Origin of the sequence: Serratia sp. OLAL2 (genome assembly GCF_002752475.1) — a bacterium.
In the GTDB taxonomy this organism is placed as follows: domain Bacteria; phylum Pseudomonadota; class Gammaproteobacteria; order Enterobacterales; family Enterobacteriaceae; genus Serratia; species Serratia bockelmannii.
This window is the reverse complement of sequence record NZ_MSTL01000001.1, coordinates 147,135-173,570: the sequence shown is the minus strand read 5'-3', so window position 1 is coordinate 173,570 and position 26,436 is coordinate 147,135. Positions and strand designations below refer to the sequence as shown.

The following is a 26,436-nucleotide window of genomic DNA, read 5'->3' as shown; positions in this document are numbered from 1 at the left end:
AAGAATAAGGTTTTAATTGGCGTTCAGCGCCGTTAACGCCTGAACGCCTGCTAATCTTGATTGGCGGGCGTTTGGGTTTTGCACACGGTTTAGTTATTGCTTTTCATGGAGAAGATATGTCACTCAGTCGACGTCAGTTTTTACAGGCATCGGGCCTGGCGCTGTGCGCTGGCGCCGTGCCGCTGAGGGCTGAAGCGAGCGGAACGCAGACCCCGTTACCCATTCCTCCGCTGCTGGAGTCTCGCCGCGGTCAGCCGCTGTTCCTGACCTTGCAGCGCGCCCACTGGGCGTTTATGGATAACCGCAAAGCGGCGGTGTGGGGCATCAACGGTATGTACCTGGGGCCGACGGTGCGGGTTTACAGCGGTGACGACGTCAAACTGATTTACAGCAACCGTCTGCAGGAGCCGGTGGCGATGACCATCAGCGGTCTGCAGGTGCCGGGCACCCTGATGGGCGGCGCGCCGCGCATGATGTCACCCAACGTTGACTGGTCGCCGGTGCTGCCCATCCGTCAGGCGGCGGCTACCTGCTGGTACCACGCCAACACCCCAAACCGTATGGCGCCGCACGTTTACAACGGGTTGGCCGGGCTGTGGCTGGTGGAGGATGCCGTCAGCAAAGCGCTGCCGCTGCCCAACCACTATGGCGTCGACGATTTCCCGTTGATCATTCAAGACAAACGCTTCGATAACTTCGGCACGCCACAATACGACGCGCCGTCGCAGGGCGGCTTTGTCGGCGATACGCTGTTGGTTAACGGCGTGCAAAACCCGTATGTCGACGTATCGCGCGGCTGGGTGCGTTTGCGCCTTCTAAATGCCTCCAACGCGCGGCGTTATACCCTGCAGCTCAGCGACGGGCGGCCGTTCAACGTGATCGCCAGCGATCAGGGCTTCTTGCCTGCGCCGGTCGCGGTGCAACAGCTTTCGCTGGCGCCGGGCGAACGCCGGGAAGTGCTGATCGACATGTCGAAGGGCGAGGAGGTGACCATCACCGCCGGTGAAGCGGCGGGCATCATGGATCGCCTGCGCGGCCTGTTCGAGCCGTCGAGCATTCTGGTGTCCACCCAGGTGCTGACGCTGCGCCCGACCGGCCTGCTGCCGCTGGTGACCGACAACCTGCCGATGCGCCTGCTGGCGGATCAGCTGTTGGACGGCAGCGCCAGTCGCACCCGCGATTTCCGCCTGGGCGACGGCGGCGCCGGCATCAACGGCGCGATTTGGGACATGAACCGCATCGACGTACAGGCACAGCAAGGCACCTGGGAACGTTGGAACATTCACGCGGATACGCCGCAGTCGTTCCATATTCAGGGCGTGCAGTTCCTGATCAAACGCGTCAACGGCGCGCAGCCGATGGCGGAAGATCGCGGCTGGAAGGACACCGTCTGGGTCGATGGCGACGTCGAGCTGTTGGTGTATTTCAACCAACCTACCTCCGAACACTTCCCGTTCCTGTATTACAGCCAGACGCTGGAGATGGCCGATCGCGGCACCGCCGGCCAGCTGATGGTACAGCCGACAATGTAACCCGCTCTGCGGGCCGCTTAGGGCGCCCGCAGCATCTCCAGGAAGGCCTGCACCACCGGCGTGACGCTGTCTGCGCGGTAAACCGCGTACAGATCCGCCGGCGGCGCCTGTTGCAGCGAGCAAAAGCGTACGCCGGGCCACGGAATGCGGCCGTAGCTGTCCGGCAGCAGCGTAATGCCGCAGCCTTCCGCCACCAGCGCCAGCAGGGTTTGCGGCTCGTTAACCTGATAAGCGACGTCCGGCAAAAATCCCTGCTGCAGGCACAGATTGTGCAGATACAGCCCCAGGCTGGCCTCATGCGGCGGCAGCACGATGAAGCTATCGTTCTGCAGCGCCGCCAGCGGAATGTTTTCCTGCTGCGCCAGCGGATGATCAAGCGGCAGCACGACGGCGATGCTTTCGCTTGCCAACCGTTGGCAGGTCAACCCCGGCAGCGTCTGTTGCTGTGCCTCTCGCCAGACCCCGATGTCGATATGCCGCTTTTGCAGCGTGATGATTTGCTGGCTGGGCGTCAGCTCGTTCAACGACCAGGTGACGCCGGCGCTCCGCTCGCTGAATCGCCGCAGCGCCGCGATCAGGCCGCCCCAGGCCGAGGTGCCGACCATACCGACCACCATATGGCCGCCTTCGCCACGCCCCATCTGTTGCACCTGATGCAGCGCGCTGTCGGCCTGATCCAGCAGTCGCTCGACGTTGCGCAGCAGCGTGCGGCCGGCCGGCGTCAGCGTCATGGAGCGGGTGGTGCGTTTGAACAGCACCACCCCGAGCTGGCTTTCCAGATCCTTGATGTGCTTGCTGAGCGGCGGCTGTGACATATTCAGCCGTCGCGCCGCTTGGGTGAAGTTCATCTCTTCCGCCACCACGCGGAAATAGTGCAGCAGGCGGAAGTTAATCCGGCCGGGATCGGGCAGGGCTTGGGGCGGGTTCATCCGGGGTAACGCCTCCTGTGACGCAGCTCAACTTATAGGTAAATGGAATAAATCGGCCGCCAAGAATGTATTGGTCTCGGCCGCGCCTCGCTCTCTACTATGGGGATTATTATCCCCCGCTGAAAGAGAGAATACGATGTTTAATCAAGAAGATGCTTTTACCTGCGCCGATGTCGTCCGCACCCGTTTGCCGGGCTTCCAGCCGAAAGCGGCCTTGATTCTCGGCTCCGGGCTCGGCGCTTTGGCGGAGGTGATGACCGAAACCGTCACCCTCGACTACGCGGAGCTGCCGGGTTTCCCGGTGAGCGGCGTCGCCGGCCACGCCGGGCAACTGGTCGCCGGCAAGCTGGAGGGCGTGCCGGTCCTGTGCATGAAAGGGCGTGGTCATTTCTATGAAGGACGCGGCATGCAGGTGATGACCACCGCAGTGCGCACCTTCAAACTGCTGGGCTGCGAATTCCTGCTGGCGACCAACGCCGCCGGTTCGCTGCGCCGCTCGGTGGCGCCGGGCAGCCTGGTGGCCATTACCGATCACATCAACTTCATGCCGGAATCGCCGCTGGTCGGCGCCAACGACGAGCGCTTCGGGCCGCGCTTCTTCAGCCTGGCGAACGCCTACGATCGCGATCTGCGCGCCCAACTGGCGGCGGTGGCCGAAAGCGCGGGCATCCCGCTGGCGGAAGGGGTATTCGCCGCCTACACCGGGCCGAATTTCGAAACGCCGGCGGAGATCCGCATGATGCGGACCCTGGGCTGCGACGTGGTGGGCATGTCGATCGTGCCGGAAGTCCTGACGGCGCGCCACTGCGGTCTCAAGGTGTTGGTGGTGTCCGCGATGACCAACTACGCCGAAGGGTTGTCGGACACGCCGCTCTCCCATGAACAAACGCTCAGCTGCGCGGCGCTGGCGGCGGACGATTTCATGCGCCTTATCCGCGAGCTGTTCAAAACGCTGTAAGACCGCAAGCAAACCGGCGGCGGGCTGCAGGGGGCCCGCCGCACCAATCATCGTTGAAAGCATAATAACAAGGTGATGGCGATGGCGATAAAAACACGATTAAAAGTCATGATTTTCCTGCAGTTCTTTATTTGGGGCGCCTGGCTGGTGACGCTGGGCTCCTACATGATCAACACGCTGCATTTCAGCGGCATGCAGGTGGGGATGGTCTACAGCGCCAAAGGCATCGCCGCGCTGATCATGCCGGGGCTGGCGGGCATCATCGCCGATCGGTGGATGAAGGCCAACTACCTGTATGCGCTTTGCCACCTGTTCGGGGCGCTGGCGCTGTACTGCGCGGCGCAGGTCGAGCAACCGATGCTGATGTTCTGGGTGATGCTGTTCAACGCCATGGTCTATATGCCGACCATCGCGCTCTCCAACGCCATTTCCTATTTTTGCCTCGAGAAGCACGGCTTTGACACGGTGAAGGACTTTCCGCCGGTGCGGGTGTACGGCACCGTGGGATTCATTCTGGCGATGTGGTTGGTCGGCTTTAGCCAAATCGAGCTCAGCAATCTGCAGCTGTATCTGGCTTCTGCGGCGTCGCTGCTGCTGTCCGCCTATTCGCTGACGCTGCCGCGCTGCCCGACCAACCGCGCGGCCGAGTCGAAGAGCTGGGTGAGCGTGCTGGGGCTGGATGCGCTGGTGTTGTTCCGCCAGCGGCGCATGGCGCTGTTTTTCCTGTTCGCCATGTTGCTTGGCGCGGCGCTGCAGATAACCAATACCTTCGGTAACCCGTTTCTGCACGATCTGTCGCTCAATCCGCTGTATCAGGACAGCCTCAGCGTCAGGTATCCAGCGGTGCTGCTGTCGCTGTCGCAGATCTCCGAAGTGTTCTTTATCCTTACCATTCCCTTCTTCCTGCGCCGTTACGGCATCAAGCAGGTGATGCTGATCAGCATGGCGGCCTGGACGCTGCGTTTCCTGTTCCTGGCGTACGGCACGCCGGTCGGCTTTGGTTTCGTTCTGCTGCTGCTGTCGATGATCGTCTACGGCTGTGCGTTCGACTTCTTTAATATCTCCGGCGCCATCTTCGTCGAGAAAGAGGCCGATCACCGCATTCGCGCCAGCGCGCAGGGGCTGTTCATGACCATGGTGAACGGGTTGGGCGCCTATGTGGGTGCGCTCGCCAGCGGCGAAGTGGTGGATTTCTTCAGTCATGACGGCGTGAAAGACTGGCAGAGCATCTGGCTGGTGTTTGCGCTGTATACACTGGTACTGGGGATTGTGTTCGCGTTGAGCTTCAACTATCGCCACTCGCCGCAGGAGAGCGCGGCGGCGGCGCACTAAGGCAGAAGGCGCCGAGTGACGGCGCCTTGAAACGTCAGGCCTGAGGGAAGCGCTGTTGCAGTTGGTGCCGGTCCGGCGGATTGGCGGCGCCGAGGCTGGCCACCACGCAAGCGGCGACCCGGTTGGCCAGATCGACCGCCTGCGGCAGCGGCCAGCCGGCGGACAGGCCCGCCAACAAACCGGCGCAGTGGGCATCGCCCGCGCCGATGGTATCGACCACGTCTACCGGATAGGCGGGAATGTGCAGCGGCGGCGTGCGGCCGTCGCAGATCCAGGCGCCGTCGCGATCCAGGCGACAGATCAACGTCAGGTTACGGGCGGCGGCATAGCGCTGCGCGGCCTCCACCGCGTCGCCGGCGCCGCACAGCGCGGCCACTTCGGCGCGGTTGAGCGTCAGCAGGGTGTGGCTGTCGCTGAGCATAGCGAAGAAATCTTCGCTGAGCTGGGCGATGCGCGGGCCGGGATCGATCAGACGCGGTTGGTCGAACGGCATGCGCGTCAGCCACTCGCGCAGCGCTTCGCCGTTTTCGCCCGCCAGCTCGTAGCCGCTGGCGTAGATCAGGGTGTGTTCCGTCAGCGGCAGCGTGGCCAGCTGCGCTTTATTCCATTGGCTTTCGCAACCGGAAACCGTGATGAAGGTGCGTTCGCCGTTCGGCTCCACCAGCGCCAGGCACCAGCCGTTGTCCATCTGGCCGTGGCGCAACAGCACCTCCAGCCCCAGTTCGCCCATGGCGGCTTCGATCGCCGCGCCCCATTCGCCGTTGCCAACCGGCATGCCGTTGATCACCGGCACTTCAAGGCGCGTCAGCGCGCGCGCCACGTTGAACGCGCAACCGCCGATTTGCCGCGCCTGCGGCTGGGCTTCGATATCTTCGCCGCTGGTCGGCAGGCGGGGCAGCGTCATCACCAGATCGCCGACCGCGCCCCCAATCACCAGGACAGGTGTTACAGCTTCCCACTCACTCATTGATGTTCTCTGCGTTGGGTCAGGTACAGACCGTAAGCGATCAGACTCACCGCAAACGACACAAACAGCCCCAGGCTGGAATCGGCAAACAAGCCTTTGGCCAGCGGGCCGTCGATAAAACCAGTTTTAGTGACCAGCAGGCCGCACAGGGCGCCGAGGAACCAGCAAAACAGCGGGGCTTTGCGCACGCCGCGGTTCTGGCCATGCAGGCCGTACAAAGCGTTGCCATCATACCCGTGGCGACGGCGCAGGCACAGGTAATCGAGCAGGAAAATCGCCTCCCAGGCCGCCAGGAACACCCCGCAGAACACCAGGAAGGAGATGAACGGCCCCATAAAGTCGCCGGAGATGAACAGCACATACAGGGCGATGCCCAGCACCACGACCGCGTCGATCGATACCGCCAACCACTGTTTGACCTGCACGCCGATGGTCAGCAGGTTAAGGCTGGCTGAATACAGGCTGAGCACCGCGATGGTGACGATGCCGGCGGTGGCGGCCAGCAGATAAGGGATCGCCATCCAGGCGGGCAGCACCGAGCCAATCAGCGCGATGGGGTTGGCGGCGCTGGCCAGATCGGGCAGCTGCACGGAAAGCAGAATACCGGCCAGCATCAGCAGCATTAGCGGCAAACAGGCGCCGCCCATCACCGCGGCGAAAATGCCTTTGCTCGACGAGCTCGGGCTTTGATAGCGGCTGTAATCGGCGCCGGCGATTGCCCAGCTGATGCCGGTGCCGGCGGCGATCACCGATACCGCCGGCAGGAAGCCGGTCAACCAACTGCCGGAAGGCAGCGCCAACACTTGGCTCCACTCGGTGTTGAACAGGATATAGAGCACCACGATCAGCGTCATGGTGCCGAAGATGCGGCTGAACCAGCTTTGCATCCAGACCACGGTATTTTGCCCCAGCAGGCTGACGACGACAGTGAGCCCGCCGAACAACAATAGGCTGAGCGCGGTCAGCAGGTGGCTGGCCCCCAACCCGAAGGCCTCGAACAGCGCCGCCAGCGTCAGGGTGCCGGTGATCACGTTGACCGCTTCCCAGCCCATCAGGTTGATCCAACTGAACAGGGTGGGCGCCACGTTGCCCTTCAGCCCGAAAATCACTCGCGACAGCGTCAGCGTAGAGGTGCGCCCGCGCTTGCCGGCGAAGCTGGTGAGGCCGACCAGCACGAAGCTGGCGACGCCGACCAGCGCGGCGAGTACCGATTGCAGAAAAGATAAGCCGAAGCCGACGATGATGGCGCCGTACACCACGCCGAGGATGCCGATATTGGCCGCCGACCAGATCCAAAATAGCTCGATGGGCTTGCCGGTCTGCTCCGCGTCCGGCACCCGGTCGATACCGGTGCTCTCTACCTTCCATGCTTCATTGCGATTGATATCGGTCATAGCAAATGATCCCTGTTGCGCAGGGCCGCGAGGGCCGCCGCAGTTGACTGAAAATCGATTCCGTTGGCGCGGTTGAGGCCGGCTATCCCGTTGTTGGGGGACGACGCTGATTCCGCGCAGTGTGTAGCGGCTGAGACCGCCAGGTCTGTCAAAATGAGGGCGGTATCCGCCTTATCGGGTGAGGCACGTCGGCCGCACGGCGCCAATGAGTGTAGCCAAAGAGTGGGTCTGCAGCGGGGGTTGGCGAAGCGGGTACGTTTCTATTTGCCGACATCAGTCCGGTTCGCTCACGCGATAGGATCCTGTGACGCGGCTATGAGCCGTGAGCAAGCTATCCATTAGCTCCGTTGCTTATTATCGGCCGTTTGTGCTGGCAGTATATGCCCGCTGCCGGCCATCAAGGGTATCCTTTAGGGCTGGCAGCGGGTTTTTTATTGTTTTTAAAGTGGGTCCCTGGTGTTGGTGCTATTGATGTATCAACATCAATAAGCACAGATTACGCGCGATCTAGATCCAATGAAAGTCCATTAGGCAAAAATTGTGATGCCACTCTGAAAACATTAGCGATATTTTAGTTAAGGTGAGGGGCTTATCGCTGGACAGGCGATAGGATAAAAATGAAATTCAGACAAATGGCATAAGCAGGAGGGCGGGCGAATGACGGATTTTATGGCCTGGCTGCGTGGCCATCTGGCGCAGGGGGCGGTAGCGCCGCGTTATATTCAGCTGGCGACGGCGATAGAAACTGCAATCAGGCAGCAGGTGTTGGCGGCGGAGGCGTTTTTGCCGCCGGAACGGCAGATGGCGGAAGGCCTGGCGCTGTCGCGCGTCACCGTCAGCAAGGCGATGAAGCTGCTGGAGGAGAAGGGGCTGATTTCGCGGCAGCAGGGCGTCGGTACCCGCGTGGCGATGCACATTGGTTATTCCCTCGATAAGGACAGCGGTTTCACCGCTCAGGCGCTGCGTCACGGCAGCCGCGTCAGCAATCGATGGCTGCTGCGCACCCGGGTCGGCGCACCGGCCAAGGCCGCGGCGGCGCTGGGGCTGGCGGAGGGAGACGAGGTGATTAAACTGCGGCGGTTGCGCTTGCTGAACGGCAGCCCGGTCTCGCTGGAAACTACCTATATACCGCCGCGCTTCCTGCCAGAACCGGGGCAGCTGGAACATTCGCTGTATGCGCTATGGCAATCGCGCGGCATCGTGCCTGAAGATAAACACTTTCTGTTGAAGGCGGTATCCTGCAGCGACGAGGTCGCCGAACTGCTCAACGTACCGTGCGGCGCGCCGTTGTTGCACATCATCCAGACCAGCCGCAACGCCCGGGGCGAGGCATTGGAGTACAGTGATATCTTGTGCCGCAGCGATGTTTATGAATTCGAGGTGAATGGTTAGCGAAATAACCATGCTCTTTTTGTCACTAGTGCGTATAATCGCCGCCCGGCGATTAATTAACCTGTAAAAAGAGCGGCAGAATGAGCACCACCAGCCTGATCCAACCCGATCGTGAACTGTTTTCCTATAAGCCTTATTGGGCGGAATGTTATGGCACCGCGCCGTTTTTACCGATGTCGCGAGCCGAGATGGATCAACTGGGCTGGGACAGCTGCGACGTGATCATCATCAGCGGCGACGCCTATGTCGACCACCCGAGCTTCGGCATGGCGATCATCGGCCGCATGCTGGAAGCGCAGGGCTTCCGCGTCGGCATCATCGCGCAGCCGGACTGGAGCAACAAAGAAGATTTCATGCGGTTGGGGAAACCGAACCTGTTCTTCGGCATCACCGCCGGCAACATGGACTCGATGATCAACCGCTATACCGCCGATCGCAAACTGCGCCACGACGATGCTTACACCGCCGGCAACGTCGGCGGCAAACGCCCGGATCGCGCCACCCTGGTCTACAGCCAGCGCTGCAAAGAAGCCTATAAAGACGTGCCGATCGTGTTGGGCGGCATCGAAGCCAGCCTGCGCCGCATCGCCCACTACGATTATTGGTCGGATACCGTGCGCCGTTCGGTGCTGGTGGACTCCAAAGCCGACATGCTGATCTACGGCAACGGCGAACGCCCGCTGGTGGAAGTGGCGCACCGTCTGGCCGCCGGCGAGAAAATCGGCGATATCCACGATATTCGCAATACCGCGGTGATGCGCAAAGAAGCGCTGCCGGGCTGGAGCGGCGTGGATTCCACCCGCCTCGACAAGCCGGGCCGCATCGAACCTATCCCGAACCCGTACGGCGAGGATCTGCCGTGCGCCGACGGCGCCAAGCCGAAAGAGCCGGAAGCCAAGCCTGTCACGGTGCGCGCCGCCAAGCCGAAGCCGTGGGAGAAGACCTACGTGCTGCTGCCGTCCTTCGAGAAAGTGAAGGGCGATAAGGTGCTGTATGCGCACACCTCGCGCATTTTGCACCATGAAACCAACCCAGGCTGCGCCCGCGCGCTGATGCAGAAACACGGTGACCGCTACGTGTGGATCAACCCGCCGGCGATCCCGCTGACCACGCCGGAGATGGACAGCGTCTTTGCCCTGCCTTATCAGCGTGTGCCGCACCCGTCCTATGGCCAGGATCGCATTCCGGCCTATGACATGATCCGTTTCTCGGTGAACATCATGCGCGGTTGCTACGGCGGCTGTTCGTTCTGTTCGATCACCGAGCATGAAGGGCGCATCATCCAGAGCCGTTCGGAAGATTCGATCGTTCGCGAAATCGAAGAGATCCGCGACAAGGTGCCGGGCTTTACCGGCGTGATCTCCGATCTGGGCGGCCCGACCGCTAACATGTACATGCTGCGCTGCACTAACCCGCGCGCCGAGCAGACCTGCCGCCGCGCCTCGTGCGTGTATCCGGAGATCTGCACTTATATGGACACTAACCACGAGCCGACCATCAAGCTTTACCGCCGCGCGCGTTCGCTGGAGGGCATCAAGAAGATCCTGATCGCTTCCGGGGTTCGTTACGATCTGGCGGTGGAAGATCCGCGCTATATCAAGGAACTGGCGACCCACCACGTCGGCGGCTACCTGAAGATCGCGCCGGAGCACACCGAAGAAGGCCCGCTGTCAAAGATGATGAAACCCGGCATGGGCAGCTACGATCGCTTCAAGCAGCTGTTTGATCACTATTCGAAGCAGGCGGGCAAAGAGCAGTACCTGATCCCGTACTTCATCTCGTCGCACCCGGGCACCCGCGATGAAGACATGGTGAACCTGGCGCTGTGGCTGAAGAAGAACCGTTTCCGCCTCGATCAGGTGCAGAACTTCTATCCTTCGCCGATGGCCAACTCCACCACCATGTATTACAGCGGCAAAAACCCGCTGAGCAAGGTGGGGTACAAGAGTGAAGACGTGGTGGTGCCGCGCGGCGAGCGCCAGCGTCGCCTGCATAAGGCGCTGCTGCGTTACCACGATCCTGCCAACTGGGCGCTGATCCGCACCGCGCTGGAAGAGATGGGGCTGAAGCACCTGATCGGCAGCCGCCGCGAGTGTCTGGTGCCGGCGCCGAGCATCGACGAGCAGCGCGAGGCGAAACGGCTGCAGCGCCACACCCGGCCGGCGCTGACCAAACATACCGATATTAATCGGCAGCGCACGCCGTCCAACCGGCCGCCGCGCAAGCCGATTCGCAAGGCCAAGCCGTAACGACCACGCCGCGTGCGCAAACAAAAAGGAGAACCCCCGGGTTCTCCTTTTTACTTTAGCTAATTACAACCGTTCGTAAGCGGCTTCCACTTTCATCAAATGGCGCGGCGCCTGCGGTGCGGGATGGTATTTGCGCACGTGCCAGTTAAAGGCTTCTGGCGACAGGTTGTTGATCATCGCGATCGCCTGCTGGCGATTACTGGAGAAGGTGCGCAGCAGCGCGCCGGTGCCGTTGACGTAGGCGATGATGGTGGCGTAGCGCAGCGTGACGGGATTGGCGATCCCTTTAAGCTGTTGTTTTTGCAAGGTGGCCAGATAGGCGGCGCCGAGATCGATATTGGTGTCGGGATCCCGCAGGTCATCGTCGTCCGGGCAGCCGCGTTTGCCTTTGTAGCGGTAGGCATCGCAGCCGGCGGTATCGGCTTTCAGCTGCATCAGGCCGATCGCATTGGATCTGCTCACTGCGGAAGGGTTGAAGCCGGACTCCACCTGGATCATGGCGGTGATCAGCTTGGCGTCCACGCCGTATTCGCTGGCGGCGTCTTTGATGGCGCTATCGAAGGCGTGGCGATCGTAGCTGACGCGCTGTTTCTTGCCGGCGCAACCCGCCAGCACCAGCATGATGCAAAGCATGCCCAGCCGTGACCCGTGTGAGAAAGAGAATTTCATGGTGCTCCGTGCTTGTCTGTTTTTTAACGGCGTTAACCGGTGGCCGGAGCCTCCGGCGTCGTCATCATAACGTCAGGCGGCGCAAAGGAGCAATGTGTGGGAAGGAAAAGCCCCCTCCGGCGGGAGAGGGCTTGAGCGTGGGTTTACAGGGTATCCGGATCCGGCCCCAGGCGGTTGCCGACGTCCAGCTTGGCGATCTCGCCCAGTTCGTCCTTATCGAGTTTGAAATCAAATACCTCGAAGTTTTCGCGAATGCGCGACGGCGTGACGGATTTCGGGATCACGATAAGACCGCTGTCCAGGTGCCAGCGCACCACGATTTGCGCCGGGGTTTTCTCGTATTTCTCGGCCAGGGCCTTGATCAGCGGCTGGTCGAATACCCCTTCACCGCCCTGCGCCAGCGGGCTCCAGGATTCGGTGGCGATATGGTGCGTAGCGTTCCAGGCGCGCAGCTGGCGCTGTTGCAGCAGCGGGTGCAGCTCGATCTGGTTGACGACCGGCGCCACGTTGGTTTCATCCAACAGACGCTGCAGGTGCGGCGTATGGAAGTTGCATACGCCGATGCTTTTCACCAGGCCTTGTTCGCGCAGTTTGATCAGCTCGCGCCAGGCGGAGACGTATTGATCCTGCTGTGGGCGCGGCCAGTGGATCAGATACAGATCCACATAGTCCAGCTTGAGCTTTTCCAGACTGGTTTCCAGCGCCGCCAGCGGATCGCCCTGATCGTCGTTCCACAGCTTGGTGGTGATGAACAGGTCGCTGCGCGGCAGCGCGCTGGACTGCAGCGCGGCGCCGACGCCTTCCTCGTTCTTGTAGATCGCGGCGGTGTCGATGGAGCGGTAACCGATCTCCAGCGCTTTGCTGACCGCGCGGGTGGTCTCTTCAATACTCGCCTGCCAAACGCCGAGACCCAACTGCGGCATCAGATTACCATCGTGGAGTTTGATGATGGGTTGTTGCGTTGTCATGCGCATCTCCTTGTGTACGGATTGCGGCGCCTGCGGCACCGAAACGGCTATAGATAAATTCTAGTTGGCAAAATGGGCGGTTGCCGGGTTTGCCAGCCTAATTTCAGCGGTGGCGGGAGGGCGATTCTCTCCCCGCTCTCCCTGCGAATGAGCGGTAAGACGAAGGGTGCGAAACGATCGGCGGCGCGCTGAGGCGCCCGACGGCGCCCGGCGATCGGCCGGGCGCCGGATGCGGCGAAAAATGGCTGACGGAGACTAAAGCCTAGCAAAAAATCGCCGTTTTGCGATTAACGCGCCGCTTCATAAATGCGGCGGCTGACGTCCAGGGTGATGTCCTGATGCTCGCCCAGTGCGGTCATGCCGTGCTGATGCAGCTTGTCGAGCAGCGCCGGAATGCTGCTGCCGTCGAGCTGATAATCCGCCATACGGGTCGGCACGCCCATCTGTTCGAAGAAGGCGCGGGTGGCGGCGATGGCGCCGTCGATGCGGCTGTCTTCGCTGCCTTCGCGCAGGTCCCAGATGCGGTCAGCGTACTGCAGCAGTTTTTCGCGCTTCTGCGCTTTCTTCTCGTGCAGCAGCGCCGGCAGCACGATGGCCAACGTTTGTGCGTGGTCGAGATCGTGCATGGCGGTCAGTTCATGGCCCAGCATGTGGGTCGCCCAGTCCTGCGGCACCCCGGCGCCGATCAGGCCGTTCAGCGCCATGGTAGCGCTCCACATCACGTTGGCGCGCACCGCATAGTTTTCCGGCTCGGCCAGCGCGCGCGGGCCGTCTTCCAACAGGGTCAGCAGCAGGCCTTCGGCGAAGCGATCCTGCACCTTGGCGTCGACCGGGTAGGTCAGATACTGTTCCAGGGTGTGTACGAAGGCGTCGACCACGCCGTTGGCTACCTGGCGCGGCGGCAGCGAGTAGGTCACGACCGGATCCAGCACGGCAAAGCGCGGCTGCACCAGCGGCGAGAAGAAGTGCTGTTTGTCGCCGCTGCTCTTCCGGGTGATCACCGCGCCGCTGTTGGACTCGGAACCGGTGGCCGGCAGCGTCAGCACGCAGCCCATCGGCACCGCGTCGGCGATGTGGCTGCCGACGGTCTGCAGAATATGCCAGGCATCGCTGTCGGCCGTATAACGGGCCGCGGCGGCGATGAACTTGGTGCCGTCAACCACCGAACCGCCGCCGACCGCCAGCAGGAAATCGATGTTTTCCGCTTTCACCACCTCGACCGCTTTCATCAGGGTTTCGTAGGTCGGGTTCGGCTCGATGCCGGAGAACTCACGCACGTCACGGCCGGCCAGCGCGCTGTACACCTGATCCAGCACGCCGTTTTTCTTCACGCTGCCGCCACCGTAGGTGATCAGGATGCGTGCGTCCGCTGGGATCTGGCCGGCCACGTCGGCAATTTGGTCCTTGCCGAACAGGATTTTGGTTGGGGTATGCAGAATGAAGTTTTGCATGGTTGATTTCTCTCTTTCTGTCAGGCGGGCGCCAACGCGGCGCAAAGGTGTCTGGCCCGTATTGTCAGGAACCTGGCGGCAACGCACAATGCACATTCCTGTTTGGTTCTTGCCTATTTCTACAACTGCCTGTAGAAATGGAGAGCTTTAAATTATGATTTATGCCGAATCGTTCTGACTGTAAGAGGGTGTTTCCGTGACTGAAATCGATGCGCTGCGCAGCCGCATGGCACGCCAGGCGATGGCTATCGCCACCGGCAACGGCTACACGTCGTCACCGGTGCCGCGGGTGAAGATCCTGTATGTCGATCGCCACTGCCCGCGTCAACCGGTAATGTACGAACCGGGGATCGTCATCATCTTTCAGGGGCACAAGGTCGGCTATTGCGGCAACAAGGTGTTCCAATACGATCCGCGCAACTACCTGCTGATGACGGTGCCGCTGCCGTTCGAGTGCGAAACCTTCGCCAGCCCGGAGTTGCCGCTGGTGGGGTTGGCGGTCAATATCGATACCCAAATGCTGCAGGATTTGCTGATCGACATCGGCGACGACGACTACCTGATGCAGCCGCGGGCGGAGAGCAACGGGGTAAATCTGGCCGAGCTGACGGAAGCGCTGCTGTGTGCCACTGAACGCCTGCTGGACGTGATGGCCAAGCCGCTCGACGCCCGGGTGCTGGGGCCGCAGATCGTGCGCGAGATCCTCTACTATGTGCTGCGCGGCACCTGCGGTGCGTCGCTGCAGGAGCTGGTTAATCGACATACCCACTTCAGCCAGATCGCCAAGGCGCTGCGGCGCATAGAAAATCAGTATGCCGACAATCTCAACGTCGAGCAGTTGGCCAGCGAGGTCAACATGAGCGTGTCGGCGTTTCACCATAACTTCAAGGCGGTGACCAACACCTCTCCGCTGCAGTACGTGAAATCGTACCGGCTGCATAAGGCGCGCCTGTTGATGGTGCATGACGGTCTGAAGGCCAGCACGGCGGCGATCCGCGTCGGTTACGAGAGCGCGTCGCAGTTCAGTCGTGAATTCAAACGGCTGTTCGGCATGACGCCGAGCGATGAAGTCGCCCGGCTGCGCGATGCCAATCCGCTGCTGCTGGAGGGCTGAGCCGCGTTTACGGGGTCAGAACGATCTTGCCGAACGGCCCGCGATCGAGATGATCCAACGCCTGCGGCAGCTGGTCGAAGCGGTATACCTGATCGATCACCGGCTGCAGGTTGACGGCGTCCACGGCGCGCACCAGATCTTCCAGCGCGCGGCGATGGCCGACGCCGATGCCCTGGATCTGCGCCGATTTCAGCAGCAGCAGGCCGGCGGGCGCGGAAATCTCGGCGCCCGCCAGCACGCCGATCACCGAGATGCGGCCGCCCACCGCCACGGCGCGTACTGAGTTGCCGAGATTCGGGCCGCCGACGGTGTCGATCACATGGTCGATGCCGCGATCCTGCGTCAGCGCATAAACCGCCTCCACCCAATCGCCGTTCAGCCGGTTGATGCCGTGACTGGCGCCCAGTGCCCGGGCGCGCGCCAGCTTTTCATCGCTGCCGGAGGTCACGTACACCTCGGCGCCGTGCGCTTTGGCGATCTGCAGCGCGAACAGCGCCACGCCACCGGTGCCTTGCACCAGCACCGTCTCGCCGGCATGCAGTTTGCCTTGCTCTACCAGCGCGAACCAGGCGGTCAGCCCGGCGCACGGCAGGGTGCTGGCCTGCGCGTCGTCCAGCGACGTCGGCGCCGCCACCAGCCAGTCTTCATGCAAAATCACGTATTCCGCCAGTACGCCCTGATAGAAGCCGCCAAGGGTGTGGTAAGGCACCTGGCGCGCATCGCCGTACGGTTTTTGCCGGCCGTCGAGCCAGCCGGGGCTGAAGGTAGAGATGACCCGGGCGCCGGGTTGGAACCGGCTGACGCCGGGCCCGACGGCGTTGACCTCGCCGGCCATGTCAGAGGCGGGGGTGAACGACTGCGGCAGCGTCAGCCCCATGCCGCTTTCAATCATCATTTTGTCGCGGTAGTTGAGCGCTACCGCTTTCACTTTCACTCTGATTTCGTGTGGCCCCGGCTGCGGAATCGCTTCGGTGGTCAGCTGCAGGTGTTCACGCCCCAGGGTATCCATCGTCCAGCGTTGCATCGTGTCGGTCATGATGTTCTCCAAAGTCAGCGATTAACGACCTGTCGATAATATCGTTGATAGAGGTTCGCCAGTGGCGATAAGATTTCCGCAGATTGTTTCTTTCAGAGCGACAAATCATGAGCGATCGATTGAGCGGCATTTCGGTATTCGTCACCGCCGTGGAGGCGGGCAGTTTTGCGTTGGCGGCCAGTCGGCTGCACCTGTCGCGTTCGGCGGTAGGGAAAACCATCGCCCGGCTGGAACAGCGGCTGGGCGTGCGGCTGTTTCATCGCACCACCCGCAGCCAGAGCCTGACCGACGACGGTGCGTTGTTCTATGAGCGCTGCCTGCGGGCGCTGGAGGAGATCCGCAGCGCGGAAACGTTGCTGGAGTCGGGCAAGCGGCAGGTCAGCGGCCGGCTGCGGGTGTCGATGCCGGTGCTGTTTGGCCGCATGTGTATTGCGCCGTTGCTGACCGATCTGACGCGTGAGCACCCTGGCCTGGAGCTGGAGCTGTCATTCAGCGATCGGGTGGTGGATCTGATTGAGGACGGTTTCGATATGGCGATCCGTAACGGCACGCTGGCCAACAGCAGCGGGCTGGTGGCGCGTCGTATCGGCGATCACCGCATGACGCTGTGCGCCTCGCCGGCCTATCTGCAGCGGTGCGGCGAACCGCATAGCATTGAGCAACTGGCTCAGCACGAGGCGGTGACCTATATGCGCGCCGGCGCGCGGCGCAGCTGGCGGGTGCTGGACGAGAACGGCAAACCGCAGGACGTGATGCCGAATAACCGGTTGCAGATGGACGATTTGCAGGCGATTGCGGATGCAGCGACGGCGGGTTTCGGCATCGCCTGGCTGCCGTGCTGGCTGGTGCGTGAGCAGCTGTTGAGCGGGGCGCTGGTGCGCTTACTGCGCGATCGGCCGGGCGCCGCCTTTGATGCGCATGCGGTATGGCCACACACGCCCCACCTGCCGCTGAAGGTGCGGCTGGCGGTGGATACGCTGGTGAGCAAGTTGCCCGCCAGTCTGGCGTTGGTCGAGAAGGCGCTGTAGTGCGCCTGGATCAGGAGGAGGAGGCGCGCTTTTTACGCCAGATCACCAGCATGGCGCCCAGCAGGCCGACGAACAGCAGCAACAGCGGCAGCAGCATCAGGCCGGTCATCACCTGGCTTTCGTAGCGTTTCACCAGAGGGATTTGGCTGAACGCGTAGCCGAGGCCGACCAGCGCGCAGACCCAGATCGCCGCACTCAGCCAGTTGAACACCTGGAAGCGCGAACTGTTGAGCCCGGAAATGCCGGCCATGGTCGGCAGCAGCGTGCGCACGAAGCCGAGGAAACGGCCGATCAGCAGCGCCGTCAGCCCGTGGCGATTGAACAGGTTATGAGCGCGCTGGTGATATTGCGCCGGCAATTGCAGCAGCCAGCCTTTCACCAGGCCGGTGTGGCCCAGCCAGCGGCCCTGGATATAGCTCAGCCAACAGCCGAGACCGGCGGCGGCGGTCAGAATCAACAGGGTGGGGGCAAAGCCCATCACGCCTTTGGCGATCAGCGCACCCGACAGCAGCAGCAGGCTGTCGCCGGGGAGGAAGGAGGCGGGCAGCAGTCCGTTTTCCAAAAACAGGGTGGTGAAAAGCACGGCATAAACCACCCAAATCACGCTAGGATCGGCGAGGGCGATAAAGTCCTGTTGCCAAAGCGCATGAATAATCTCTCGTAATACATCCATTTTATGTCCTGTTGCATGCCGGTTGCGCCCGGGGTCACGTTCTCCAGGATGCGGCGGTTACCGTATCTGACAGTTATCCGGTTAGTGTACCGCTAATAGCTTAAGCCGACATTAAACGAGACGAAGAAAATTACCGGAATCCGCCTTAGCGCACGCCGTTGAGGCGATCGAAACCGGCCGCCAGATCGGCGATCAGGTCTTCGACGTTCTCCAGGCCGATGTGTATGCGCACCAGCGTGCCGGAGAAATCGACGCCGCCCGCCGGCCGGATGGCTTCCAGCTCTTCCGGCTGGTTGGCCAGGATCAGCGACTCGAAGCCGCCCCAGGAGTAGGCCATGCTGAAGTGGCTGAAGTTGTCCAGGTAAGCGGCCAGCTGGGCATCATCCAGCCGCTCTTTCAGCACGAAAGAGAACAGCCCGTTGCAGCCGCTGAAGTCGCGGCGGTAGAACTCGTGGCCCTTGCAGCTGGGCAGGGCTGGGTGATTGACCGTCGCCACCTCCGGCCGTTCGGCCAGCCAGTTGGCGACCTCAATGCTGCTGCGCTCGTGCTGCTTCAGGCGCACGCTCAGGGTACGCAGGCCGCGGCTCGCCATGTAGGCGGTGTCGGCATCCACCATCTGCCCCATCAGATAGGAGTACTCGCGCAGTTGCTCCCAACAGCGCGCGTTGGCGACGGCGGTGCCGAGCATGTAATCGGAATGGCCGATCAGGTATTTGGTGCCGGCCTGAATGGAGATATCGATGTCGAAATCCAGCGCCTTGAACAGCACGCCTGCCGCCCAGGTGTTGTCGATCATGATCACCACCTCCGGCGCCACGGCACGAATGGCCTGCACCATGGCCGGGATATCCTGCACTTCCAGAGTGATGGAGCCGGGGGATTCCAGGAACACCACGCGGGTATTGGGTTGGATCAACGTGGCGATATCGGCGCCGATCAACGGATCGAAATAGGTGGTGCTGACGTTCATGCGACCGAGGATGTGGGTGCAGAAATCCTGGGTCGGTTCGTACGCCGAACCGGTGACCAGCAGGTGATCGCCGGCGCCGACGAACGACAGGATCGCATTGGCCACCGCCGCCGCGCCGCAGGGGTACAGCACGCAGCCGGCGCCGCCCTCCAGCTCGACCATCGCATCTTGCAGGGCGAAGTGGGTCAGCGTGCCGCGTCGGCCGTAAAACAGCTCGCCGTGGGCGCGTTGCGCGGTGGCGTGCTTTTTGGCGGCGACGGAGTCGAAGACCAAAGAAGAGGCGCGTTGCGTGACGGGATTGACGGAGCCCTGGGTGTAGCGTTTGCCGCGGCCGGCGCCGATCAGCGTGGTTTCGATGTGTTTTGACGTCATGGTACCTGGCTCACCTCTGGTTGCTCTGCACGTGCCCGTTTACGATAGCCCTTACGTTAGCATGAGTTGATATAGCCATCCAGACGTTTTAACTTCTGGATATAGAAACGGCTATAATTGGCTGTCAGCGGCGCATTTCTCGCCTCATCCTTCTGCCGAGCGGCGAGAGAGAAGCCCATTCATCGGTCGAGACGTCGTTCGGCAGGGTGGTCTTGTTGCACCGTTGTGGGAGAAAAGTAACGAAATAACCCCATAAAAGGAGCGTTTGGCGGTGAACGGGCGCGGATTGGCGCTTTGCCGCGGGGCTGGCTAAAATTTTCGCGTTTATTTGGTAAATAATAATGAGAACTACTATCAATCCCCGGTTGGTTTGATATGATCGCACGCTGAATTATTCCTTAATTTTGATCGGTAATGGGTGGAGGCACAGCGTGAAAACGGCTGGCAAGAATTTAAATCAAGGATCGTTCGGCCAGGGCCGGGCGCAGTGGGGCAAGGCCTTTGGCCGCAGCCTGATGGCTTCTATGGTGCTGGTCGTGGGGCTGGCCGGCAGCGCGCAGGCAGCGCCGGCGGCCAATCCGGCCGTTACCGAAAGCGTTGCGCCGACCACCGCGCCGGCACCTGCAGCCGCCGCGCCGGAGAACATCACGCCGGTGAACCCGGCACCGACGATCCAGCCACCGGAAACCCGCGGCATGGACCTGTCCATTTGGGGCATGTACCAGCACGCCGACGCGGTGGTGAAAGCGGTGATGATCGGCCTGGTGCTGGCGTCTATCGTGACCTGGACCATTTTGTTCGCTAAAGGCAGTGAACTGCTGCGCGCCAAGCGCCGTCTGCGCCGCGAGCAGTTGGCACTGGCCGAAGCGCGCTCGCTGGATGAAGCTTCCGAGCTGGCGCAAAACTTCTCCCCGGAGAGCGTCAGTGCGGTACTGCTGAACGATGCGCAAAATGAGCTGGAGCTGTCTGCGGAATCCAACGACAACAACGGCATCAAAGAACGCACCGGTTTCCGTCTCGAGCGCCGCGTGGCGGCCTACAGCCGTAACATGGGCCGCGGCAACGGCTTCCTCGCCACCATTGGTGCCATCTCGCCGTTCGTCGGCCTGTTCGGTACCGTCTGGGGCATCATGAACAGCTTTATCGGCATCGCCCATTCGCAGACCACCAACCTGGCGGTCGTGGCGCCGGGCATCGCAGAGGCGCTGCTGGCGACTGCGATGGGCCTGGTGGCGGCGATCCCTGCGGTCGTTATCTACAACATCTTCGCCCGCGTCATCAGCGGCCATCGCGCCCAGGTAGGCGACGTGGCGGCGCAGGTCTTGCTGCTGCAGGGCCGCGATCTGGATCTGGCCGCAACGGCGGAAGCCAAGCGCTCACAGCACGCACACCAACTGCGGGCGGGGTGAGTCATGGCGATGCGCTTAAATGAAGATCTGGACGACAGCGGCGAACTGCATGAAATCAACGTGACGCCGTTTATCGACGTCATGTTGGTGCTGTTGATCATCTTTATGGTGGCCGCGCCGCTGGCAACGGTAGATATTCGCGTCGATCTGCCGGCCTCCTCCGCCAAACCGCAGCCGCGGCCGGAAAAACCGGTGTTCCTGTCGGTGAAGGCCGACAAGCAGCTCTACGTCGGCGATCAGCCGGTGAATGCCGATCAGTTGACTTCGGTGCTGGATCAACGCACTCAGGCGAACAAAGAAACCACCATCTTCTTCCAGGCGGACAAGAGCGTGGACTATGAAACGCTGATGAGCGTGATGGACACCCTGCGTAAAGCCGGTTACCTGAAAGTGGGGCTGGTGGGCATGGAAGGTGCCGCCAAGTAGCGGCAGCACAACGATAAAGGGCGCTCAGGCGCCCTTTTTTATTGATACTGAGATATCACTCCCCGGCTAACAACGCCCGGGAACCGGCATGGCGCCAGTGGATGCGGCCCGGCAGATAAAGCGCATGCTGTTCCAGCGGCCGCTCGTCGATGAGCGCGGTCACCTGGTCGAAGCTATGCTGCGCCAGCGCCCGGCAGTCTTGCGCGACCGTATCTATCTTCAGCGTCATGCAATCGAACAGGTAGTGATCGTCGAAGCTGCACAGGTGGATATCGCTCTCCATCAGCTGATGCTGCGTCAGATAACGCAACACCCCTTCCAGCAGGCCACAGGCGGCGGTGAACAGCGCTTTGGGCGGACGCCCCAGCTGTGCGCACAGCTGAGCGAACATCTCGTAACCCGAACTGGGGTGGTAGCTGCCGTTGATGATCCATTCCGGTTTGCACGTGATGCCGGCGCGCTCCAGGCCAAGCTGGAAGCCGGCGAGGCGATCGCGGGTCGGCGAAATGCGCGGCTGCCCGCCGAGAAAATAGATCTCATCCGGATGTTGGCGCGCGACCTTTTCCACCAGGTCGGCGGTCGCATTAACCGAGTCGGTGATCACCAGCGGCAGTTCGGAACCGGCGATCAGGCGGTCCATCTGCACCACCGGTAGCCCGGCGTTGATCTTCTGGTATTCGGCATCGTTCAACTGGCTGGAGGCGACGATCAAGCCGTCCACCTGCCGCTGTACCAGACTGTTCACCGCCATCATCTCCTGCGCCGGGTTTTCATCGGTGCAGGCGATCAGCAGCTGCAGACCGGCTTCGCGGCACAGCGTTTCCAGCTCGCGCGAAATCACCGCAAAGCCGTAGTTGGTCATCTCCGGCACCACCAGCCCCAGCGTGTGGCTGCGGTTGGAGCGCAAAGAGCGGGCGTGGATGCTGGGCTGATAATGGTGTTCGTGCGCCAGCGCCAGAACGCGGTCGCGGGTGTCGTCGGACACCCGATATTCCTTGCTGCGGCCGTTCAGCACCAGGCTGGCGGTCGATTTCGACACCCCGGCCAGCGTGGCGATGTCACTGATGGTAATGCGTTTATTTTTTTTCACTGACGCCATCTGAAGTCATCGGAGGATGCGTCATTCTAGCATGCATGGCGTCAGCGGCCAGTATTCCAACGCCAGCGGCGCGCTTCCGGACAGCCGCAGTTGCGGCTCGCTGGCCGGGAAGTAGCGCGCGCTCATCACCGCCTCGCCGCGGTTGATGAAGATCTCCACGCTGGAACGATCGAACAGCAACTGCAGATGCGTGACCGGGCCGCGCCAGTAACGGTGCTCCGGCTGGCCGTCGGCCAGGGAAGCGCGCGTCAGCTGCAGCCTTTCGCCGTCCCAGTTCAGCGTCATTGCCTCGCCAAACGCGGCGCTGAACGCGCCCTGCGGCGTCAACTGCAGCTCCGCAGCCCCCAGCGCATAGGCGGGGGCATCATCGGCACAGCCTTGCCAGCATGCTCGCTCGCCGCGCAGCTGTTGCAGCTCGCGCGCCGGGCGCTGGTGGAGGCGGCCATGCCGCAGCGACAGCTCGCGTGGGCAGGTCATGGTGTGGATCCAGCCGTAACGGCGCGTCGGATGGGCTTCTTCATCTTGCTCGGGCACGCCCATCCAGCCGAACAGCAGGCGGCGGCCATCTTCCGCCAGCGTCGTCTGCGGTGCATAGAACTCGAAGCCGGCGTCCAGCTCGCGAAATTCGCCGTGGCTGAAGGCCGGCTGCAGGTAATCCAGCTTGCCGAGCAGATAGCCGGCCTGATAACGGTTGAGATAGCGTTCCGGCTGCGGCGCCAGCCCCTGCGGGCAGCATATCAACACGTCGGCGTCCTCCAGCGAGAACAGGTCTGGGCACTCCCACATGTAGCCGAATTCACCCAGGTCGTGCAGGCCGGAACCGGCGATCTCGCCCAGCGGTTGCCAGCCGCGCAGATCGCTGGAACGAAGCAGCAGCACCTTGCCGCGATCCTGCAAGTCACGCGCGCCGAGCACCATGTACCAGGTATCCTGATGACGCCACACTTTGGGATCGCGTACGTGCCCGCTGTAGCCGTCCGGCAGCGGCAGCACCGGCCCGAGCTTGCGGTATTCGCCCCGATCGCTTTCCTGAGCTAGACATTGATAGGCAGTGCGTGAGCCGTCGGGGAATTTCACATTGCCGGTGTAGATCAGCGTGATTTTATCTTCCGCCACCACCGCCGAGCCGGAATAACAGCCGTGGCTGTCGTAACAGGCACCTGGTGCCAGGGCGAGCGGCTGATGCGTCCAACGCAGCAAGTCGCTCGACTGCCAGTGTCCCCAGCACTTGTTGCGATGATCGCAGCCCAGCGGATTCCACTGATAGAACAGGTGATAAACGCCGTTGTGCTGGATGAAGCCGTTGGGATCGTTCAGCAGGCCAACGCTGGGCGCCAGATGCCAGGCCGGGCGGTGCGGATCGCGCAGCGCGCGTGGCTGGCCGTTCATGACCGCCTGCATCGCCTGTTTGATTAAGCTGAGTTCTTCCATCATTGCGCGTCCGTTTTATATTTCAACAGGAGGGAGAGTATGAAGGCGGTGCCAAACGCGATCGCCAGGCCGATGATATAGCTGACCAGCGAACTGGCCTGCACAATCGCCATGCCAGGGATCGCCGTCAGCCCGACCGCGTTCATGCCGACGTGGTTGGCCACCACCCAGGCGCCGCCGAGCGCGCCGCCCGCCAGCGCTGCCAGGAAGGGTTTCACGAAGCGCAGGTTGATACCAAACAGCGCCGCCTCGGTGATGCCGAGCATGGCGGAAAAGGCGGAAGGCACCGCGATGGCTTTGATTTTGGCGTCGCGGGTTTTGAAATACACCGCCAGGCAGGCGCCGCCCTGAGCGATGTTGGCCATCGACCAGATCGGCAGCAGGAAGTTGACGCCGATAGTGGGGTTGCCGAGCAGCCCGGCCTCTACCGCGTGGAAACTGTGGTGAATACCGGTGATGACGATAGCGGAATAGAGGCCGCCGAACAGCAGCCCGGCGAACCACCCCGCATGGGCAATCAGCGTGTTGAGCACGAAGGAGATGCCGTCACCCAGCGCGCGGCCGGCGGGGCCGATAAACAGCAGGGCGACAAACCCGGAGATCACCACCGTCAGGAACGGCGTCAGGATCAGATCGAGCGCGTTGGGGATCACCTTGCGCAGCCGTTTCTCCAACAGGCTCATGAACCACACCGTCAGCAGCACCGGGAACACGGTGCCCTGATAGCCGATCATGGCGATGTCCAGCCCGAAGAAGTTCATGGTGTGGAACCCTCCCGCGACGCCCCAGGCGTTGGTCAGCGCCGGATGCGTCAAAATGCCGCCGAGCGTGGCGCCCAGGTAGGGATTGCCGCCGAATTCGCGTGCGGCGGTGAAGCCGATCAGAATTGGCAGGATAATGAACGCCGCCGAGCTGAACATATCCAGCATGATGAACAGCGAGCTGTTGGCATCGGCCCAGCCGTAGGTTTTCACCATGCCGAGCAGCCCCATCAACAGGCCGGAAGCGACGATCGCCGGGATGATTGGCACGAAGATGTTCGACAGCAGGCGGGCGATGCGCTGCAGCGGGTTGAGCTTTTTCGCCGCGATATCGGCGGCTTCGGCCTTGCTGGATTCGCTGACGCCCGCCGCCTTGATGAATTCCGCATGCACCTTGTTGACCAGCCCGGTGCCGAAGATTACCTGGATTTGACCGGCGTTGCTGAAGCAGCCTTTGACGCCGTCCAGTTTGCCGATGGCCTCTTTGTCCACCTTGCTGTCGTCCACCAGCACCAGACGCAGGCGCGTGGCGCAGTGGGCGGCGCTGGCGATGTTCTCTTTACCGCCGAGCAGCGGCAACAGCGCGTTGGCGGTTGCGGTAATGTCCATGTTGTCCCCTTGCTAAATAAAAATGCCGCCGCGCAGTTTGCGACGCAGCGTCGTGAATCGATGTCAGAAGAAATACTTGAATCTGGCGCGCATGCCGTAACGTTGATCGTTGTCGCCGTTGGCGATCTTGTTGTCGGCGTTAGCTTCCAGCAGCGACACATAGGCGCCTAAATACAGATTGAAATTCTTCATATTCATAATGTTAGGTATCTGATACGACGCGTGAACGGTATGGATGTCGTAGTTGCCCGGTTCGCTGAGCGGGTTGTGGATATCGGCGGCGATCCCGGCGGTATTGAACTCTTTGATATTGTTATGGGCATAGATATAACCCAGTTCGAAGCGCCGCCACAGCACGTTCACGCCGGCGGTGAAGTCTTGCTCGCCTGAGGCATCCAGATAGGCGGTGCTCAGGTTGGCCACCACGCCGTTATCCGGGTTGGCGGCGCTGTTGTTCCAGCTCATCGTCATGCCGTAACCGTTGCGCTTGGACTGATCGACGAAGCGGCCCTGGCTGTCCTGATACCCGTAGGCGTTATTTACCACGTTGCTTTCCATTGCCGCCGCGATGCTGAAGGCGTCTTTTTTCCAGGCGATCACCGGGCGCAAATAGGCGACGTTTTTCTTATTGTCCAGGGCGTTGCCGTGATAGCGGCTGTCCTGGAACAGTGAAGTACCGTCCTCCACCAGCGTGTTCAGCTCGAAATAGACATCACCGGCGTATTTGCTCAACATCAGGTTGCCGCCGCTGCTGCTGCGGCCGCGGCCTTCTTTCATCATGTAGATATAGCCGAAGCCGTCGGCGTACAGATCGTTGGCGGTATTGCCGGAGTATTGAATGAAAGTGTCCTGATTCAGCGGGAACATGTCGTAGGCTTCGAAGCGGCCGATTTTGGTTTGCCAGTTCTTTTCATTGCCGAAGAAGAAGGCGGCGTCATCCAGGTTCATTTTGCCGCTCATGTCTGCCAGCGGTTGCACGCTGAAGCCGGAGAAGTTGCCGTCCGGATTGCGGCGGTAGCCGTCCAGCCCGACCAGAATGCGGCCGTTGATATCCCAGCGTTCTTTGTTGCCAGGCTTCCAGTCTTTGTGGTCGCTGCCTTTCAGCGACGTCAGCTGGCCGCTGCGGCTGGCGCCGTCCAGATTGAACTCCACGTCGCCGTACAGTTTCAGATCATTGAATCCATTCAGTTTCAGTGCGCTGATCGGGGCAATTGGCGTTTGCGGCGCGGCGGTATGCTGCGCAATCTGCGCGGTTTGCCGTTCCGTGTTGGCGGTGCGCTGCTCCAGCTGTTGCGCCCGGCGTTCCGCCGCCGTCGCGCGGGTTTCAGCCTGTGCGGCGCGCCGTTCCGCCTGCGCCAGGCGCTGTTCCAGCGCGTTGAGGCGCGCCTCGATGCTGCCGCTGCCCGAGGCCGCTGCATTGGAAGCAGAGAGGAAAAGCCCTGTTGTTATCGCCAAATAGCTGAGTTTTTTCATCATCGTCTATCATCCGGGTAAGGGTTGTTATTATTTTTTGCTAAATTGCTAAACCGGTTTTTCATGGCGAAAGATAACGATCAAGAAGCAGGCTGGCAATCAAGTTTGCTAACCCGATTCAGCTATTGTGATCGAGTGCGCAAATCGTGGGGAGTAAAAGACCACGGCGCCCAGGGGATCGCCGTGGATGCAGG

22 protein-coding genes are annotated in these 26,436 nt (G+C 61.7%); 9 read left to right on the top strand and 13 right to left on the bottom strand.

What is annotated here, in order from left to right; genetic code table 11:
- Positions 1-116 precede the first annotated feature (116 nt).
- Entirely contained in the window at positions 117-1,532 is a 1,416-nt protein-coding gene (gene ftsP, locus BVU99_RS00825) for a cell division protein FtsP (protein ID WP_025304299.1), read from the top strand.
- Between the two features lie 17 nt (positions 1,533-1,549).
- On the opposite strand, the gene BVU99_RS00820 is transcribed toward ftsP, so the two are convergent.
- Complete coding sequence (locus tag BVU99_RS00820; protein ID WP_099816627.1) at positions 1,550-2,461, bottom strand: LysR family transcriptional regulator; 912 nt, start codon at positions 2,459-2,461, stop codon at positions 1,550-1,552.
- Positions 2,462-2,597: 136 nt separating this feature from the next.
- Here BVU99_RS00820 and xapA point away from each other — a divergent pair, with 136 nt between their 5' ends.
- Both xapA and BVU99_RS00810 read left to right on the top strand, forming a co-directional pair.
- Positions 2,598-3,419, top strand: a complete 822-nt coding sequence (gene xapA / locus BVU99_RS00815) for a xanthosine phosphorylase (RefSeq protein WP_099816626.1) — start codon at positions 2,598-2,600, stop codon at positions 3,417-3,419.
- A gap of 81 nt (positions 3,420-3,500) precedes the next feature.
- Positions 3,501-4,751, top strand: coding sequence for a nucleoside permease (locus tag BVU99_RS00810; RefSeq protein ID WP_025304296.1), 1,251 nt, complete (start codon positions 3,501-3,503; stop codon positions 4,749-4,751).
- A 34-nt stretch (positions 4,752-4,785) separates the two neighbouring features.
- Here the strand turns inward: BVU99_RS00810 and BVU99_RS00805 are convergent, their stop codons facing one another.
- Complete coding sequence (locus BVU99_RS00805) at positions 4,786-5,718, bottom strand: PfkB family carbohydrate kinase (RefSeq protein ID WP_043142104.1); 933 nt, start codon at positions 5,716-5,718, stop codon at positions 4,786-4,788.
- A complete protein-coding gene (locus tag BVU99_RS00800; protein ID WP_049204426.1) occupies positions 5,715-7,112 on the bottom strand; it encodes a cytosine permease in 1,398 nt (465 codons plus the stop codon). Before BVU99_RS00800 ends, BVU99_RS00805 begins: the two co-directional genes overlap by 4 nt.
- Positions 7,113-7,769: 657 nt before the next feature.
- Here BVU99_RS00800 and BVU99_RS00795 point away from each other — a divergent pair.
- Both BVU99_RS00795 and BVU99_RS00790 read left to right on the top strand, forming a co-directional pair.
- Positions 7,770-8,504, top strand: a complete 735-nt coding sequence (locus BVU99_RS00795; protein ID WP_043142111.1) for a GntR family transcriptional regulator — start codon at positions 7,770-7,772, stop codon at positions 8,502-8,504.
- An 80-nt stretch (positions 8,505-8,584) separates the two neighbouring features.
- On the top strand, positions 8,585-10,753 hold the full coding sequence (locus tag BVU99_RS00790) for a YgiQ family radical SAM protein (protein WP_025304292.1): 2,169 nt from the start codon (positions 8,585-8,587) through the stop codon (positions 10,751-10,753).
- Between the two features lie 63 nt (positions 10,754-10,816).
- Here the strand turns inward: BVU99_RS00790 and BVU99_RS00785 are convergent, their stop codons facing one another.
- The 3 genes from BVU99_RS00785 to yqhD all read right to left on the bottom strand — a co-directional run bounded on the left by BVU99_RS00785 (position 10,817) and on the right by yqhD (position 13,841).
- Entirely contained in the window at positions 10,817-11,422 is a 606-nt protein-coding gene (locus BVU99_RS00785) for a transglycosylase SLT domain-containing protein (RefSeq protein WP_025304291.1), read from the bottom strand.
- A gap of 143 nt (positions 11,423-11,565) precedes the next feature.
- Positions 11,566-12,390: a 2,5-didehydrogluconate reductase DkgA gene (gene dkgA / locus BVU99_RS00780; RefSeq protein WP_016930128.1), complete on the bottom strand. Its 825-nt coding sequence runs from the start codon at positions 12,388-12,390 to the stop codon at positions 11,566-11,568.
- Between the two features lie 287 nt (positions 12,391-12,677).
- Positions 12,678-13,841, bottom strand: a complete 1,164-nt coding sequence (gene yqhD, locus BVU99_RS00775; protein WP_025304289.1) for an alcohol dehydrogenase — start codon at positions 13,839-13,841, stop codon at positions 12,678-12,680.
- Between the two features lie 196 nt (positions 13,842-14,037).
- Between yqhD and BVU99_RS00770 the strand changes: the two genes are divergently transcribed.
- Positions 14,038-14,955: an AraC family transcriptional regulator gene (locus tag BVU99_RS00770; protein ID WP_025304288.1), complete on the top strand. Its 918-nt coding sequence runs from the start codon at positions 14,038-14,040 to the stop codon at positions 14,953-14,955.
- A gap of 7 nt (positions 14,956-14,962) precedes the next feature.
- Here BVU99_RS00770 and BVU99_RS00765 read toward each other — a convergent pair whose 3' ends face one another.
- Positions 14,963-15,991: an NAD(P)-dependent alcohol dehydrogenase gene (locus BVU99_RS00765; RefSeq protein ID WP_043142117.1), complete on the bottom strand. Its 1,029-nt coding sequence runs from the start codon at positions 15,989-15,991 to the stop codon at positions 14,963-14,965.
- Positions 15,992-16,098: 107 nt separating this feature from the next.
- Here BVU99_RS00765 and BVU99_RS00760 point away from each other — a divergent pair, with 107 nt between their 5' ends.
- Positions 16,099-17,019 carry a LysR family transcriptional regulator gene (locus BVU99_RS00760; RefSeq protein WP_025304286.1) on the top strand — a complete coding sequence of 307 codons (921 nt, stop codon included), beginning with the start codon at positions 16,099-16,101 and terminating at the stop codon, positions 17,017-17,019.
- A gap of 10 nt (positions 17,020-17,029) precedes the next feature.
- Here BVU99_RS00760 and BVU99_RS00755 read toward each other — a convergent pair whose 3' ends face one another.
- Together BVU99_RS00755 and metC are read right to left on the bottom strand one after the other, a co-directional pair.
- On the bottom strand, positions 17,030-17,692 hold the full coding sequence (locus BVU99_RS00755) for a DedA family protein (RefSeq protein WP_025304285.1): 663 nt from the start codon (positions 17,690-17,692) through the stop codon (positions 17,030-17,032).
- Positions 17,693-17,837: 145 nt separating this feature from the next.
- Positions 17,838-19,034: a cystathionine beta-lyase gene (gene metC / locus BVU99_RS00750; protein ID WP_043142120.1), complete on the bottom strand. Its 1,197-nt coding sequence runs from the start codon at positions 19,032-19,034 to the stop codon at positions 17,838-17,840.
- Between the two features lie 431 nt (positions 19,035-19,465).
- On the opposite strand from metC, the gene exbB reads away from it, so the two are divergent.
- Both exbB and exbD read left to right on the top strand, forming a co-directional pair.
- Entirely contained in the window at positions 19,466-20,443 is a 978-nt protein-coding gene (gene exbB, locus BVU99_RS00745) for a tol-pal system-associated acyl-CoA thioesterase (RefSeq protein ID WP_080287144.1), read from the top strand.
- 3 nt (positions 20,444-20,446) lie between these two features.
- Positions 20,447-20,869 (top strand): TonB system transport protein ExbD, encoded by a 423-nt coding sequence (exbD, locus tag BVU99_RS00740; RefSeq protein ID WP_004937307.1) that lies wholly within the window; start codon positions 20,447-20,449, stop codon positions 20,867-20,869.
- A gap of 55 nt (positions 20,870-20,924) precedes the next feature.
- Here the strand turns inward: exbD and BVU99_RS00735 are convergent, their stop codons facing one another.
- The 4 genes from BVU99_RS00735 to BVU99_RS00720 form a co-directional block, all read right to left on the bottom strand.
- The gene (locus BVU99_RS00735; protein ID WP_025304281.1) at positions 20,925-21,968 is read right to left on the bottom strand and encodes a LacI family DNA-binding transcriptional regulator; all 1,044 of its coding nucleotides are present in this window, start codon (positions 21,966-21,968) and stop codon (positions 20,925-20,927) included.
- Positions 21,969-21,989: 21 nt separating this feature from the next.
- Complete coding sequence (locus BVU99_RS00730) at positions 21,990-23,399, bottom strand: sucrose-6-phosphate hydrolase (protein WP_099816677.1); 1,410 nt, start codon at positions 23,397-23,399, stop codon at positions 21,990-21,992.
- Complete coding sequence (locus BVU99_RS00725; protein WP_099816625.1) at positions 23,399-24,769, bottom strand: sucrose-specific PTS transporter subunit IIBC; 1,371 nt, start codon at positions 24,767-24,769, stop codon at positions 23,399-23,401. The genes BVU99_RS00730 and BVU99_RS00725 overlap by 1 nt, the downstream gene beginning before the upstream one ends.
- 63 nt (positions 24,770-24,832) lie before the next feature.
- Positions 24,833-26,242, bottom strand: a complete 1,410-nt coding sequence (locus BVU99_RS00720) for a carbohydrate porin (RefSeq protein ID WP_025304278.1) — start codon at positions 26,240-26,242, stop codon at positions 24,833-24,835.
- Positions 26,243-26,436: the final 194 nt, after the last annotated feature.